The 14337-nt window shown below is 71.2% G+C and carries 13 protein-coding genes; 6 read left to right on the forward strand and 7 right to left on the reverse strand.

Going from position 1 to position 14337, the window contains the following annotated elements:
- The first annotated feature begins 78 nt into the window (after positions 1–78).
- Positions 79–642 carry a CpaB family protein gene (locus tag STRCI_RS17795; RefSeq protein WP_269659938.1) on the forward strand — a complete coding sequence of 188 codons (564 nt, stop codon included), beginning with the start codon at positions 79–81 and terminating at the stop codon, positions 640–642.
- Positions 643–780: 138 nt separating this feature from the next.
- Positions 781–1257: a large conductance mechanosensitive channel protein MscL gene (gene mscL, locus STRCI_RS17800; RefSeq protein ID WP_269659939.1), complete on the forward strand. Its 477-nt coding sequence runs from the start codon at positions 781–783 to the stop codon at positions 1255–1257.
- Positions 1258–1306: 49 nt separating this feature from the next.
- Here the strand turns inward: mscL and STRCI_RS17805 are convergent, their stop codons facing one another.
- Genes STRCI_RS17805 through pflB form a run of 3 tightly spaced genes read right to left on the reverse strand, consistent with a single transcriptional unit; the run spans position 1307 to position 4676 of the window.
- Positions 1307–1489: a hypothetical protein gene (locus STRCI_RS17805; protein ID WP_269659940.1), complete on the reverse strand. Its 183-nt coding sequence runs from the start codon at positions 1487–1489 to the stop codon at positions 1307–1309.
- 52 nt (positions 1490–1541) lie between these two features.
- Positions 1542–2375 (reverse strand): pyruvate formate-lyase-activating protein, encoded by an 834-nt coding sequence (gene pflA, locus STRCI_RS17810; protein ID WP_269659941.1) that lies wholly within the window; start codon positions 2373–2375, stop codon positions 1542–1544.
- Between the two features lie 12 nt (positions 2376–2387).
- Positions 2388–4676 carry a formate C-acetyltransferase gene (gene pflB / locus STRCI_RS17815; protein ID WP_269659942.1) on the reverse strand — a complete coding sequence of 763 codons (2289 nt, stop codon included), beginning with the start codon at positions 4674–4676 and terminating at the stop codon, positions 2388–2390.
- 228 nt (positions 4677–4904) lie between these two features.
- Here pflB and STRCI_RS17820 point away from each other — a divergent pair, with 228 nt between their 5' ends.
- From STRCI_RS17820 to STRCI_RS17835, 4 genes are all read left to right on the forward strand, one after another.
- On the forward strand, positions 4905–6155 hold the full coding sequence (locus STRCI_RS17820) for a low temperature requirement protein A (protein ID WP_269659943.1): 1251 nt from the start codon (positions 4905–4907) through the stop codon (positions 6153–6155).
- 40 nt (positions 6156–6195) lie between these two features.
- Positions 6196–7233 carry a P1 family peptidase gene (locus STRCI_RS17825; RefSeq protein WP_269659944.1) on the forward strand — a complete coding sequence of 346 codons (1038 nt, stop codon included), beginning with the start codon at positions 6196–6198 and terminating at the stop codon, positions 7231–7233.
- Between the two features lie 301 nt (positions 7234–7534).
- Positions 7535–8749: a L,D-transpeptidase gene (locus STRCI_RS17830; RefSeq protein WP_269659945.1), complete on the forward strand. Its 1215-nt coding sequence runs from the start codon at positions 7535–7537 to the stop codon at positions 8747–8749.
- Positions 8750–8906: 157 nt separating this feature from the next.
- Complete coding sequence (locus tag STRCI_RS17835) at positions 8907–9653, forward strand: DUF6227 family protein (RefSeq protein ID WP_269659946.1); 747 nt, start codon at positions 8907–8909, stop codon at positions 9651–9653.
- A 20-nt stretch (positions 9654–9673) separates the two neighbouring features.
- On the opposite strand, the gene STRCI_RS17840 is transcribed toward STRCI_RS17835, so the two are convergent.
- The 4 genes from STRCI_RS17840 to STRCI_RS17855 form a co-directional block, all read right to left on the reverse strand.
- On the reverse strand, positions 9674–9928 hold the full coding sequence (locus tag STRCI_RS17840; RefSeq protein ID WP_269659947.1) for a hypothetical protein: 255 nt from the start codon (positions 9926–9928) through the stop codon (positions 9674–9676).
- Between the two features lie 109 nt (positions 9929–10037).
- On the reverse strand, positions 10038–12368 hold the full coding sequence (locus STRCI_RS17845; RefSeq protein ID WP_269659948.1) for a PTS fructose transporter subunit IIABC: 2331 nt from the start codon (positions 12366–12368) through the stop codon (positions 10038–10040).
- 217 nt (positions 12369–12585) lie between these two features.
- A complete protein-coding gene (gene pfkB, locus STRCI_RS17850; protein ID WP_269659949.1) occupies positions 12586–13533 on the reverse strand; it encodes a 1-phosphofructokinase in 948 nt (315 codons plus the stop codon).
- Positions 13530–14291, reverse strand: coding sequence for a DeoR/GlpR family DNA-binding transcription regulator (locus STRCI_RS17855; RefSeq protein ID WP_269659950.1), 762 nt, complete (start codon positions 14289–14291; stop codon positions 13530–13532). Before STRCI_RS17855 ends, pfkB begins: the two co-directional genes overlap by 4 nt.
- Positions 14292–14337 lie beyond the last annotated feature (46 nt).

A 14337-nucleotide genomic window follows, 5' to 3' on the forward strand; every position in this document is an offset into this window, starting at 1 on the left:
CCTGCCTCAGCGGGTGTCGGCACGAAGCCTCATCGTGGGCCTCGCAAGCCGTTCTCTCGTGGCAGGTGGTGGTTGCTCATGTCCTACGGTCCGTCTCCGTTCCCTTCCCCCTTCTCACCTTCGTCCGCCTCCTCCCTCCCTCCGCGCCCGCTCGGCGCGGACACGCCTCCGACGTGCGAGGTGCCACACTTCGCACCGGTGCGGGTGCGCGGCGGACGGTTCTCACTGAGCCGCCTCATCCGGCATCGGCGGCGGGCTGTCGCCGCGGGGCTGGCGGTCACGGCGGCCGCGCTGGTGGCGGCGGGCCCCCGGGACGCGGATCGGGCGCGCGGTCATCCGGCGGCCGAGCCGGTACGCGAGCGGCGCGCCGTCGAGATGGTGACCGCGCCGGTGCGCATCGCCGACGGGGCGACGGTACGGCTGCTGCGGCCCGGTGACCGGGTGGACGTCATCGCGGCCGCGGCGGCGTCGGGCGGGGACGCACGCGTGGTCGCGCGCGGAGTGCGGGTGACGAAGGTGCCCGAGGCCCTGGACGACGCGGTCGACAGCGGCGCGTTGGTCGTCCTCACGGTGCCGCGTACTACCGCGGCGCGTCTGGTGGGCGCGAGTGCGACGGCGCGGCTGGCGGTGACGCTGTGCTGAGCCGTATGTTCCGTCTGCTGCGTGACCGCCTGTCAAGTCGCTTGTCCGAGCTATCGGATTGGACGGGACGGTTCAACCCTGACGTAGGTTGCGGAGCGATCTGTTCCACAACTTGCGCGTGCGAGGAGAGTCCCCCAGGTGAGCGAGAAGAAGGAACCGAACCTCCTGGACGGCTTCAAGGCCTTCCTGATGCGCGGGAACGTCGTCGATCTGGCAGTAGCGGTGGTCATCGGCGCCGCCTTCACCAACATCGTCAACTCGGTGGTGAGGGGCGTCATCAACCCGCTCGTCGGGGCGATCGGGACCAAGAACCTCGACAGCTACAGCTCGTGTCTGAAGGGCCCCTGCGAGAAGGCCGCGGACGGCACGGTCTCGAGCGGCGTGATGATCCTCTGGGGCTCGGTCCTGGGAGCGACGCTCAGCTTCGTGATCACCGCGGCGGTGGTCTACTTCCTGATGGTCCTGCCGATGGCGAAGTACCTGGCGCGGCAGGAGGCCCGCCGGAAGGCGAAGGAAGGCACGCACGAGGTCATCGAGGTGACCGAGCTGGAGGTGCTGAAGGAGATCCGCGACGCGCTGGTCGCGCAGCGCGGGTCGGGGCACAACGAGTCGTAGCGGCGCTCCAGGGGGCTCTGCGGGCGGGTGCCCCCTGGGCCCGCCGGGCTCAGATGTGGTGGGGCGGCTTCTCGTCGAGGAAGCGCTTCAGGTCGGCCGCGCTGTCGCTCGTGGCGCTCGGCCGCTCGCCCCACCCGTGGTCCGTGTCGTCGGCGGACTGCTGGTCCAGGGGGTCGTCGAAGATCAGCGCGGCCTTCGGCTCGCGCGGCTCGGGGGCGGGGGCGGTGTCCATGCCTCCAGAGTACGGCCCTGGCGGCGACGTCCGTGGCGGGGCGGGCGGGGGATCAGACGGCGTACAGGCCGCGCGCCGAGAAGAATCCCCTGGCCAGGGCGGTCTGCTCCGGGGTGGGGCAGGGGGTGTCGTGCAGGGTGAAGGGGCGCCCGAGGGCCTGCCACTTGGCCTCGCCGAGTTTGTGGAAGGGCAGGACGTCGACGCGCGCGACGTTGCCGAGCGAGGCGGCGAATGCGGCGACGCCCTCGATGTTGGCCGGGTCGTCGGTGAGCCCGGGCACGAGGACGAACCGGACGTGCACCTCCTTGCCGAGATCGGCCAGCCGCCGGGCGAAGTCCAGGGTGGGTGCCAGAGGGCGGCCGGTGACCTTGCGGTAGGTGGCGCGGTCCCAGGACTTGATGTCGAGCAGGACCAGGTCGGTGTCGCGCAGCAGCGAGTCGGTGGCCCGGACACCGAGGAAGCCGGAGGTGTCCAGGGCGGTGTGCAGTCCGAGTTCGTGCTTGAACCGGTGCAGCAGCTCGCCGGTGAACACCGACTGGAGCAGGGGCTCTCCCCCGCTGACGGTGGCTCCGCCGCCCGCGGCCGCGATGAACCGCGTGTACTTGCCAGCCTCGGCGACGATCTCGTCGGCGGTGGTGCGCTTGCCGTCACGCATCCGCCAGGTGTCGGGGTTATGGCAGTACAGGCAGGTCAGCGGGCAGCCGGACAGGAAAGTGACGAAGCGGGTGCCGGGCCCGTCGACACCGGTCGAAAGGTCCCACGAGTGGACCGACCCCACGGCCGGGCGGCGGGTCGCCGCGGCGGCCGGGGTGCGCGGGGTGGTCGTCGCGGCGGCGGTCCCGGCCAGCGTCGGCGTGGCCGGCGCGGACGGAAGAAGCGTGGTCATCGCCCAGCTCCCTTACAGCGAGCCGTGGAAGGTGCGGTTGATGACGTCGAGCTGCTGCTCGCGCGTGAGGCGGATGAAGTTGACCGCGTAGCCGGAGACCCGGATGGTCAGCTGCGGGTACTTCTCGGGGTGCTCCATCGCGTCCTCCAGGGTCGCCCGGTCGAGCACGTTGACGTTCATGTGGAAGCCGTCGCTCGCCATGAAGCCGTCCAGCACGCCGGAGAGGTTGGCGACGCGCTCCTCGGGCGTGCGGCCCAGGGCGTCCGGGGTGATGGTGTTGGTCAGCGAGATACCGTCCTCCGCGTCGTCGTACGGGAGCTTGGCGACGGAGAGCGCCGAGGCGATGTACCCGTGTTCGTCGCGGCCGTTCATGGGGTTGGCGCCCGGCGCGAAGGGGGCTCCGGCGCGGCGGCCGTCGGGGGTGTGGCCGGTCTTCTTGCCGTAGACGACGTTCGAGGTGATCGTCAGGACGGACTGGGTGTGCACCGCGTGGCGGTACGTCGGGTGCCGGCGGATCTTCTCCATGAAGTCGTGGACGATCCCGCGCGCGAGTTCGTCGGCCCGGTCGTCGTTGTTGCCGTACGCCGGGTAGTCGCCCTCGACGACGTAGTCGACGGCGAGGCCGGTCTCGTCGCGGATCACCTTCACGCGTGCGTGCTTGATGGCGGACAGGGAGTCGGCGGCCACCGACAGGCCCGCGATGCCGCACGCCATGGTGCGCAGGATCTGCCGGTCGTGGAGGGCCATCTCCACGCGTTCGTAGGCGTACTTGTCGTGCATGTAGTGGATGACGTTGAGCGCGTGCACGTAGGTCCTGGCCAGCCAGTCGAGCATGGCGTCGTAACGCGCGCGGACGGTGTCGTAGTCGAGGTACTCGTCGGTGATCGGTTCGAAGCCCTCGACGATCGTCTTGCCGGAGACCTCGTCGCGGCCGCCGTTGACGGCGTACAGCAGGGCCTTGGCGACGTTCACGCGGGCGCCGAAGAACTGCATCTGCCGGCCCATGGCCATGGCGGAGACGCAGCAGGCGATGGCGGTGTCGTCGCCGTACTTGGGGCGCATCAGCTCGTCGGACTCGAACTGGAGGGCGCTGGTGTCGATGGCGACCTGGGCGGCGTACCGCTTGAAGCCCTCGGGCAGGCGCGGCGACCAGAAGACGGTGAGGTTGGGTTCGGGGGCGGGGCCGAGGTTGTAGAGGGTGTTCAGGGCGCGGAAGGTGGTGCGGGTGACCAGTGGGCGCCCGTCCTCGCCGAGGCCGGCCATGGACCAGGTGACCCAGGTGGGGTCGCCGGAGTAGAGCTCGTTGTACTCGGGGGTGCGCAGGAAGCGGACGATACGGAGTTTGATGACGAAGTCGTCGATGATTTCCTGGGCCTGGGACTCGGTGAGCAGGCCGCGTTCGATGTCCCGCTGGAGGTAGATGTCGAGGAAGGCGTCGATGCGGCCGATCGACATGGCGGCGCCGTTCTGTTCCTTGACGGCGGCGAGGTAGGCGAAGTACAGCCACTGGACGGCCTCGCGGCCGGTGCGGGCGGGGCCGGTGAGGTCGTGACCGTAGGAGAGGGCCATGGCCTTGAGCTCGTCGAGGGCCCGGATCTGCTCGGCGACTTCCTCGCGTTCCTGGATCACCTCCGCACTCGGCCACTGGACTTCGAGTGCGCTTTTGTCCGCTCGCTTAGCGACGATGAGCCGGTCGACGCCGTAGAGGGCGACGCGACGGTAGTCGCCGATGATGCGGCCGCGGCCGTAGGCGTCGGGCAGGCCGGTGATGATGCCGGAGGAGCGGCAGGCGCGGATCTCGGGGGTGTACGCGTCGAAGACGCCGTCGTTGTGGGTCTTGCGGAGCTTGGTGTAGATCTCCCGGACGGCGGGGTCGGCGTCGTACCCGTAGGAGTTGAGGGCGCTCTCGACCATGCGCCAGCCGCCGTTGGGCATGATGGCGCGCTTGAGGGGAGCGTCGGTCTGAAGGCCGACGATCAGGTCGAGGCGGCGGTCGATGTAGCCGGGAGCGAAGGCGTCGATGCGCGACGGGGTGGTGACATCGACGTCGTGGACGCCCCGTTCGATCTCGGTGGGGAACATCGCGAGGAGCTTGTCCCAGACCTTGGTGGTGCGCTCGGTGGGTCCGGCGAGGAAGGCGCCGTCGCCCTCGTAGGGGGTGTAGTTGCTCTGGACGAAGTCCCGCACGTCAATGGCGTCGCGCCACAGCCCGCCCCGGAAGCCGGACCAGGCGTCCGCCGCCGTCTCAGGGACCGTCTGCGCGGCAGGGGTGGTCGTGGTCTCCGCAGGGCTGGCAGTCATGACGGGCACCTTCCGCTCGGCTTCGCCGGTACAACTCCATTGCACGCCCGCGCGGAGCGGCCAGGGCACCGCGTTGGTCCTCGATCGCGGCCCGAAGGTCCCGGCCGCGCGCCGTCACCTCGGCGACCAAGTCGTCTGACCTGGCCTTTTCGACAGGACTTAGGCCCCTCGCGCACTTGTGAATTCGTTCACAAGAAATTCGGCGTCCTATCTGCTGTGCTTGGACTCATGACGTCCAGTTCGACTCCCGCGTCGCCCACGCCCGGCGCGCCCGGAAACAACCGCCCCCTGCGCAGGCTCACGGCCCGGGGCCGGCACGAGGCGCACCGCGCCTCCACACCGCTCGAGCTCTTCTTCGACCTGTGTTTCGTCGTGGCCATCGCCCAGGCGGGCGTGCAGCTGGTGCACTCCGTGGCGGAGGCGCACACCGGTGAGGGCATCCTCAACTACGCGATGATCTTCTTCGCGATCTGGTGGGCGTGGATGAACTTCACCTGGTTCGCCTCCGCCTACGACAACGATGACGTCCTCTACCGGGTCGTCACCCTGGTGCAGATCTCCGGCGTGCTCGTCCTGGCGGCCGGGGTCTCCAAGGCGTTCGAGGACCATGAATTCCTGGCCGTATGGCTGGGCTACCTGATCATGCGGCTCGCGATGACGGCTCAGTGGTTGCGCGTGGCGCGCTCCTGTGGTCACGGCCCGGAGAGAACGACGGCCCTGCGGTACGCGGGCGGGGTGTTCCTCTGTCAGATCGGCTGGCTGGGACTGCTGATCCTGCCCGAGGACGCCCGGCCCTGGGTGTTCCTGGTGATGGCGATCCTGGAGATGTGCGTGCCGGCGTACGCGGAGAAGGACCAGCCGACGGCCTGGCATCCGCACCACATCGCCGAGCGGTACGGCCTGTTCACGATCATCGTGCTCGGCGAGACGATCGCCGCGGCCACGGTCGCCGTGAAGACCGCCCTCGACGAGAACGACGCGCTCGGCGAACTGCTGCCGATCGCCGCGGGCGGACTCCTGATCATCTTCTCCGCCTGGTGGATCTACTTCGTGGTGCCGATCCACGGCCATCTGCGCTCCAACAGGCAGTCCTTCCTCTGGGGCTACGGCCACTACGTGATCTTCGCGTCGGCGGCCGCGATCGGCGCCGGCCTGGAGGTCGCTGTCGAGCAGACGGTCGGCAAGGCGCACATCTCCACGCTGGCAGCGTCGGCGGCGGTGACGCTGCCTACGGCGCTGTATCTGCTCACGGTGTGGGCGCTGCACTCGCGGCACTTCAAGGTGGGCACGGCCCAGCAGTTGGTGCTGCCGACGACGGCACTGGTCGTCATCGCCTGCACCTTCTTCGGCGACTGGGCGGTGCTCGCGGCCGGGGTCGCCTCGGCGCTGGCGGTGGCGGTCGGCACGACGCTGACGTCGCGCATGACCGCGCGGGAGAACCGGCCCGCGGCACGCTCGGCCACGACGCCGACCGGCTGATGTCACGGAGCCGCGGCCGGGACTGGACGACACTGGCTCCATGACAGTTGACGCATTGACGGACGTCGCCGGTGTGCGGGTGGGTCACGCCACGCGCATCGGCGACGGTTGGCTCACCGGCACCACTGTCGTCCTCGCCCCGGAGGGCGGGGCCGTCGCCGCGGTCGATGTGCGGGGCGGCGGGCCCGGTACCAAGGAGACCGACGCCCTCGACCCACGCAACGTCGTGCAGAAGGTCGAGGCGATCGTCCTCACCGGGGGCAGCGCGTACGGGCTCGACGCGGCTTCCGGTGTGATGGCCTGGCTGGAGGAGCAGGGCCGCGGGGTGCGCGTCGGGCCGGATCCGGCGCACGTCGTGCCCGTGGTGCCCGCGGCGTGTGTGTTCGATCTGGGGCGCGGCGGCGACTTCCGGGCACGGCCGGACGCGATGACGGGGCGGGCGGCGGTCGAGGCGGCCGCGGCCAGTGCGTCGGGTGCCCCCGTGGAGGAAGGGTGTGTGGGCGCCGGGACGGGGGCGGCGGTCGGGGCGTTGAAGGGCGGGGTCGGGACGGCGAGCATGGTGCTCGGCTCGGGGATCACCGTGGGGGCGCTGGTGGTAACGAACGCGGTGGGGAGCGCGCTGGATCCGGAAACCGGCGTGCTGTACGGCGAGTTCTTCCAGGGGCGCGTGGAGTACCCGGAGGCGCGTGTCCAGGAAGCCGCGCGCCTGCGCCTCGCGGAGAGCGCGGCCAAGAACGCGCCTCCGCCGCTGAACACGACGCTCGCCGTCGTCGCGACCGACGCGGCGCTCTCCAAGGCGCAGGCGCAGAAGCTGGCCGGTACGGCGCACGACGGCATCGCGCGCGCCGTGCGGCCGGTGCATCTCCTCAACGACGGCGACACGGTGTTCGCGCTGGCGACCGGGGAGCGCGCGCTCGATGCCGCGAGCCCGCTCGCGCTGAACGAGATCCTGGCCGCGGGCGCGGATGCCGTGACGCGCGCGATTGTGCGTGCGGTGCGCGCGGCAGGGGCCGTGGACGGGCCGGGTGGGGTGTGGCCGTCGTACGGGGAGTTGTACGGGGACAGCGGGCGGTACTGAGGGAGCACGGGGCACCGTAAGGGTGCCCCGCGTGCAGGGCTGACAGGGGTCCGACGCGAGTGGCGTGCGCGGCGCGGAGCGGTGCTCCAACCGGCTTGCTGGTCAGGCAGGTTGCGTGCCCACCGGCGTGCGCCGCGCCCCGCCTCCCAGGTCACATCCGTCCCACCCCCACCCCTGAATGTCCCGGTTCTGTCACGCGATGGCGTTCATCGCGAATGGAGGGAACCCGAGCCCTCGGGGATTCCCTCTATCTGCACGCACTGGATCGGACCACGCACATCACGCGAACATGGAGCAGCCTGTGACAACGCCGGACAAAACAGCGCGGCGCGTACTGGGGACCTGTGCCGTCCTGGTGGTCGGCGCCCTCACGTTGACCGCTTGTGGTGGCAACGCCAACGCCGAGAACGACGACAAGGGTGGCGACGCCGGCAAGACGTCGGGCGCGAAGATCGTGATCTCTGCGAAGAACGGTTCGTCGGGGGCCTCGATCAATTCGACCGGCGTGAAGGTCAGCGGCGGCCAGCTCACCGACGTGAAGATGACGGTGGCGGAGACGGGCCAGGCCGTGCCGGGGGCGATATCGGCGGACGGCGGCAGCTGGAAGCCGAAGGAGCAGCTGGAGCGCGGGACCGAGTACGAGATAGCGGCGAAGGCGAAGGGCGCGGACGGGAAGAACACCGCCGCCAAGTCCAGCTTCACCACGGTGTCGCCGGAGAACAGCTTCATCGGGACGTACACGCCGGACAACGGGGCGACGGTGGGCGTCGGGATGCCGGTGTCGTTCACCTTCGACAAGGCGATCAGCGACAAGAAGGCCGTGCAGTCGGGTATCACCGTCACGTCGAGCAGCGGGCAGAAGGTCGTCGGGCACTGGTTCGGGGAGCAGCGGCTCGACTTCCGGCCCGAGGAGTACTGGAAGGCCGGCTCCAAGGTCACGATGAAGATCGACCTGGACGGGGTCGAGGGCGCGAACGGCGTCCACGGGGTGCAGAAGAAGACCGTGACCTTCGCCATCGGGCGGTCGCAGGTCTCCACGGTCGACGTCAACACGCAGACCATGACGGTCACGCGGGACGGCAAGACGATCAAGTCGGTGCCGATCTCGGCGGGCAGCGCGGAGTTCCCGACGTACAACGGGCAGATGGTGATCTCCGAGAAGCTCGTGGAGACGCGGATGAACAGCCAGACGGTGAATCTGGCCGACGCGTACGACATCCCGGACGTGCCGCACGCGATGCGTCTGACGACCTCCGGGACGTTCCTGCACGGCAACTACTGGTACAACAAGGCCAACCCGCCCTTCGGGCAGGCGGGGACCAGTCACGGCTGTGTCGGGTTGCAGGACGTGCAAGGCGCGCAGGGCGACACAACGGCGAAGTGGTTCTACGACAACTCGCTCATCGGCGATGTGGTGATCGTCAAGAACTCCCCCGACAAGTCGGTGGCACCGGACAACGGGCTCAACGGGTGGAACCTGCCGTGGAGCGAGTGGATTGCCGGAAGTGGCGCCTGAGCAGGGCATTTTGACGGTTCGTCGGGCCGCGCGGGAACCATCCGCGCGGCCTCGACGTTTTAAGTGCGTACGTTTTCTCGGTTCCCGGACATGATGTCCGACCGAGGGGCTACGGTATGCACCCACAAGGTGACATGCAGCAACGCCGGGAGAAGCCTTGAGCGTTCCGTACGAGACGGCAGCGTACGAACCCCACGAGTCGCCGGAGTCTCCGGAGGAGCACCTCGCGCGACTGCTCGGCCGCGCCCTGAACTCCTTCGAGCTGCCCGACGAGGTGATACGGCGACTCGACTGCGCGCTGGCGCACGACAGTTCGCTGCACTCCGCGCACCACAGCGCGGGCCGGCACCGTGAGACGTACCGGCACACCTGGCTGCTCGCGGACGGCTCGGCGCTCACCCTGTGGGAGCTCGTTCACAACACCGCGCCGGGCAGCGCGCCGCAGCACGAGGTGTACGTCGACGAGGAGGAGTTGCGCGCCGCCACCGCGCGCCTGCCGTTGCCGCCGGACGCCCCGGACTTCGAGCTGCCGGTGACGGTGCAGTTGTCGCCGGTGCACGCACCGCGCCACGCGTACGTGCCGGACGACTCCGCCGACCACGCGCGTCGGCTCCTGCGCCGCGCGGAGAACGCCGACCGGCCGGACGCGGACACCGCCGCGCTGCTGACCACGGCGTTCGCGCACCAGATCACGCAAGCTTTCGGGCGCCCGTGCCGTGCGGGGCGCGCCGGGTTGTGCTTCTCGCTCTACGAGCACGCCTTCCTGCTGCGCGACGGCAAGGAGATCTCCCTGTGGGAGGTCGAGCACACGGCGACGCCGGACGGGCGGCACATGTGCGAGGTGTACGTCAGCGAGGACGCGGCGCGGGACGCGATGGAGCGGCGCGCGGCGCAGGTGTCGTAGCGTGCGCCGGCGCGCGCGGCTCAGCGCCCGTCGCTGAGCTGCCGTACCAGGCCTGCGAACGCGTCCTGTTCGGCCGGGGTGAGCTGTACCGACTCCAGGTGCGGGCCCGCCTGCCGCTGGTGCGGGAGCGCGGACAGCGCGGGGTCGGTGGGCCGGCGTGCGGCGTCGGGGCGGCTCGCGCGCAGGACGCGGGCCAGGCCGATCGCCCAGACGACAGTCAGCAGGGCGAGCAGGCCGACGCCCAGCAGCTGGAAGATCGAGACGTCCTCAGGCATGCGCCCCAGTACACACCACGGTCCGGGACTTTGGCCCCGGACCGTGACGTATCTCGCAGGTGCCGTGAACGACTCACAGCTCCTTAATAGGGGCACCTCGCCCCCGGGTTCAGGCGGCCACGGGCTGCTTGGGCTCCGAGGTCGAGGGCACGGTGGCAGCGCCGGTGCCGGTGGGCGTTGCGCCCGGCGCGGGCTTTCGCATGCCCTTCAGGGCGACCACCAGGGCGGTGGTGACGCAGACGCCCGCCGCGATGGCGACCAGGTACAGCAGCGGGTTGCCGATCAGCGGGACCACGAAGATGCCGCCGTGCGGGGCACGCAGAGTGGCGTCGAAGGCCATCGACAGCGCACCGGTGACCGCGCCGCCCGCCATCGAGGCCGGGATCACGCGCAGCGGGTCCGCCGCGGCGAACGGGATGGCACCCTCGGAGATGAAGGAGGCGCCCAGGACCCAGGCGGCCTTGCCGTTCTCGCGCTCGGTCTGCGTGAAGAGCTTGCCGCGGACCGTGGTGGCCAGCGCCATCGCCAGCGGCGGGACCATACCGGCGGCCATCACCGCGGCCATGACCTTCATCGCGGAGTCGCTCGGGTCGGCGACGGCGATTCCGGCCGCGGCGAAGGCGTAGGCGACCTTGTTGACCGGGCCGCCGAGGTCGAAGCACATCATCAGGCCGAGCAGGACGCCGAGGAGGATGGCGTTGGTGCCCGTCAGGCCGTTCAGCCAGTCCGTCATGGCCTTCTGAGCCTCGGCGATGGGCTTGCCGATGACGACGAACATCAGGAATCCGACGATCGCCGAGGAGATCAGCGGGATCACCACCACCGGCATGATGCCGCGCAGCGCCGACGGGATCTTCAGCCGCTGGATCGCCAGCACCACGCCACCGGCGATCAGACCGGCCGCCAGGCCGCCGAGGAAGCCCGCGTTGATGGTCAGCGAGATCGCGCCGCCGACGAATCCGGGCACCAGGCCCGGCCTGTCCGCCATGCCGTAAGCGATGTAACCGGCCAGCACCGGGACGAGGAAGCCGAAGGCCACGCCGCCGATCTGGAAGAGCAGGGCGCCCCAGCTGTCGGCCTGGGTCCACACGAAGTGGTCCATCACCGACGGCGCCTTGTTGATCTCGTAGCCGCCGATCGCGAAGGCGAGGGCGATGAGCAGGCCGCCCGCTGCGACGAACGGGACCATGTAGCTGACGCCGGACATCAGCCACTTGCGCAGCTTCGTGCCATAGCCCTCGCCGGCGTCACCGGCGCGCTCCACCGGCGTGCCCGCTCCGGCGGGCGCTCCCGCGCTCACCTCTCCGCGTGCCGCCTTCCCGCGCACCTCCGTGATGAGTTCCGCCGGGCGGTTGATGCCCGCCTTCACGCCGACGTCGACCGTCGGCTTGCCGGCGAAGCGGTCCTTGTCGCGTACGGGGACGTCGTGCGCGAAGATCACGCCGTCCGCCGCCGCGATGGCTGCCGGGTCGAGCCGGGTGAATCCGGCCGAGCCCTGGGTCTCGACGACAAGTTCGACGCCCGCGTCGCGGCCGGCGTTCTCCAGGGACTCGGCCGCCATGTAGGTGTGGGCGATGCCGGTCGGGCAGGAGGTGACGGCGACGATCCGGAAGGGGCGCTCGCCGGTGGTGACGGGGGCGCCCGGCGCCGGGACGGTTGCGCTCTCGGCGTCCGCGCCCGGCGCCGGGGCCGTGCTGCCCGCTGCGGCGTCGGCGGAGGCCGCCCCCGGCGCCGCAGCGGAGTCCTTGGTGACGCTCTGCGCGCCGTGTGCGCCCCCAACAGCGCCGCTCGCGCTCCCTTCAGCGCCTTGCGTGCCCCCAGAAGCCCCCACAGGAGCGTCCGAAGCGCCGTCCAAAGCGCCGTGCACGCCCTGATCAACGCCCCCGGAAGCAGCACCCGCCCCCACGCCAGAGCCAGAGCCAGAGCCGGAGTCAGCGCCAGAGCCGGAGCCAGCGCCCGCACCTTCCGACTCCACACCCGCGCCCGCCGCCCCCGCCACCCCCTCCCCCCGAATCAGCCCCGCCGCCGCCCCCGCATCTCCCACCGACCGCAACGCCTCCGTGAACTCCGCGTTCATCAGCTGCCGGGCGAGCGAGGACAGGATCGTGAGGTGGGCGTCGTCCGCGCCCGCCGGTGCCGCGATGAGGAAGATCAGGTCCGCCGGACCGTCCGCCGCGCCGAAGTCGATGCCGGCCGCGCTGCGCCCGAAGGCGAGCGTGGGCTCGGTGACGTGCTCGCTGCGGCAGTGCGGGATGCCGATGCCGCCGTCGAGGCCGGTCGGCATCTGGGCCTCGCGAGCGGCGACGTCGGCGAGGAAGCCGTCCAGGTCGGTCACCCGGCCCAGGGCGGCCATGCGCTCGGCGAGGGCGCGGGCCGCCGCTTCCTTGGTGTCGGCGGACAGGTCGAGGTCGACCAGGTCCGCGGTGATCATGTCGGTCATCGCGGGCTCCTTCGCACGCGTATCGCCCGGGGAGCGGGGTGGGCGAGGGTGGGGACGGGGGTGGTGCAGTGAGGCGAGGGGGTGGAGGCGGGGCCGGGGAAGCCCCGCCTCCCCCGGGAGACAGGGCGGCTCAGGTGGCCCCGCCTCCCGTGGTCCGCGGCGAGTAACGGGGAGCCTCGCCGCTTCGAAGTCGACGCGAGGGGCGGCACGGAGTACGTCATGACACCGGCTCCTTCAGTACGCGGTCCACGGGCACCTCCGCCGTGACCGTGACCGCCGACGGGTCCAGGTCGGCCGGCGACGGCATCACGCTGCCGGGCAGCCGCACGGCGGCGGCGCCGTGCGCGACGGCGGAGGCCAGCGCCTCCGGGCCGCTGCCGCCCGCGATCAGAAAGCCCGCGAGGGAGGAGTCGCCCGCGCCGACGTTGGAGCGCACGGCATCCACCCGCGCGCTGCCGAACCAGGCGCCCGCGCCGTCCACGAGCAACTGCCCGTCCGCGCCCAGGCTCGCGAGCACGGCGCGCGCGCCCATCTCGCGCAACTCCTCGGCCGCCTTCACGGCGTCGCCCACCGTCGACATGGGGCGCCCGACCGCCTCCGCGAGCTCCTCGGCGTTCGGCTTCACCACATCCGGCCGCTCACGCAGCGCCTCCAGCAGCGCGCGCCCCGAGGTGTCCAGAGCGATCCGCGCGCCCCCCGCGTGCGCCCGCGCGACGACACGGGCGTACCACGCCGGCGCGAGCCCACGCGGCAGGCTCCCGCAGCACGCGATCCAGTCCGCGTCACGCGACTGCTCCCGCACCGTCTCCAGAAGCAGCTCCTGCTCCTCCGCCGACAGTTCCGGACCCGGCGCGTTGATCTTCGTCAGCACCCCGTCCGACTCCGCGAGCGCGATGTTCGAGCGGGTGGCCCCGGCGACCGGTACCGGCGCGACCTCGATGCCCTGCGCGTCGAGCAGATCGGCGACGAGCGCCCCCGGCGCACCACCCAGGGGCAGAACCGCGACCGTGCGCCGTCCGGCGGCCGCGACGGCGCGCGAGACGTTCACGCCCTTGCCGCCCGGGTCCATGCGTTCGCCGGTGGCGCGGATGACCTCACCGCGGTCGAGCGCGGGAACCTCGTAGGTGCGGTCCAGGGACGGGTTGGGGGTGACGGTGAGAATCATGCGCGCACTACTTCCGTACCGCCGCGCTCGATGGCGGCGGCGTCTTCGGGGCTCAGCCCGGTGTCGGTGATCAGCAGGTCCACGTCGCTCAGGTCGCCGAAGCGGGCGAAGTGCTCCTGGCCGTGCTTGGAGGAGTCGGCGAGCAGCACCACCCGGCGGGCCGCGGCCACCGCCGCGCGCTTGACCGCGGCCTCGGCGAGGTCGGGGGTGGTCAGACCGTGGTCCGCGGAGAAGCCGTTGGCCGCCACGAGGAGGACATCGGCCCGGATCTCGCCGTACGCCCGCAGCGCCCAGGCGTCCACGGCGGCGCGCGTACGGTGCCGTACGCGCCCCCCGACGAGATGGAGCTGGATGCCGGGGTGGTCCGCGAGGCGGGCCGCGATCGGCAGGCTGTGGGTGACGACGGTGAGCGAGGCCTCCAGCGGGAGGGCGCTCGCGACCCGCGCGACGGTCGTACCGGCGTCGAGGATCATCGTGCCCTCGGCCGGGAGTTCGGCGAGGGCGGCCTTGGCGATGCGGTCCTTCTCGTCGGCGGCGGTGGACTCGCGTTCGGCGAGGTCCGGCTCGAAGTCGAGGCGGCCGACGGGGATGGCGCCGCCGTGCACCCGGCGTACCAGGCCGGCGCGGTCCAGGGCCTTCAGGTCCCGGCGGATCGTCTCCGCCGTCACCTGGAACTCCTCGGCAAGCGACAGCACGTCCACCCGGCCGCCGTCACGCGCGAGCCGGAGGATCTCCTGTTGCCGCTCCGGTGCGTACATGTCCGTTCGCCTCCGACCAGTGCCCGACCTTGTGGATTCACTCGGA

The sequence above is a fragment of the Streptomyces cinnabarinus genome (genome assembly GCF_027270315.1).
Lineage (GTDB): Bacteria > Actinomycetota > Actinomycetes > Streptomycetales > Streptomycetaceae > Streptomyces > Streptomyces cinnabarinus.

Excerpts from the sequence above, each read along its gene's own strand:
- STRCI_RS17795 (WP_269659938.1), top strand. The coding sequence starts at position 79 with ATGTCCTACGGTCCGTCTCCGTTCCCTTCCCCCTTCTCACCTTCGTCC.
- STRCI_RS17805 (WP_269659940.1), bottom strand. The coding sequence starts at position 1,489 with ATGGACACCGCCCCCGCCCCCGAGCCGCGCGAGCCGAAGGCCGCGCTG.
- pflA (WP_269659941.1), bottom strand. The coding sequence starts at position 2,375 with ATGACCACGCTTCTTCCGTCCGCGCCGGCCACGCCGACGCTGGCCGGG.
- pflB (WP_269659942.1), bottom strand. The coding sequence starts at position 4,676 with ATGACTGCCAGCCCTGCGGAGACCACGACCACCCCTGCCGCGCAGACG.
- STRCI_RS17820 (WP_269659943.1), top strand. The coding sequence starts at position 4,905 with ATGACGTCCAGTTCGACTCCCGCGTCGCCCACGCCCGGCGCGCCCGGA.
- STRCI_RS17825 (WP_269659944.1), top strand. The coding sequence starts at position 6,196 with ATGACAGTTGACGCATTGACGGACGTCGCCGGTGTGCGGGTGGGTCAC.
- STRCI_RS17840 (WP_269659947.1), bottom strand. The coding sequence starts at position 9,928 with ATGCCTGAGGACGTCTCGATCTTCCAGCTGCTGGGCGTCGGCCTGCTC.
- STRCI_RS17845 (WP_269659948.1), bottom strand. The coding sequence starts at position 12,368 with ATGACCGACATGATCACCGCGGACCTGGTCGACCTCGACCTGTCCGCC.
- pfkB (WP_269659949.1), bottom strand. The coding sequence starts at position 13,533 with ATGATTCTCACCGTCACCCCCAACCCGTCCCTGGACCGCACCTACGAG.
- STRCI_RS17855 (WP_269659950.1), bottom strand. The coding sequence starts at position 14,291 with ATGTACGCACCGGAGCGGCAACAGGAGATCCTCCGGCTCGCGCGTGAC.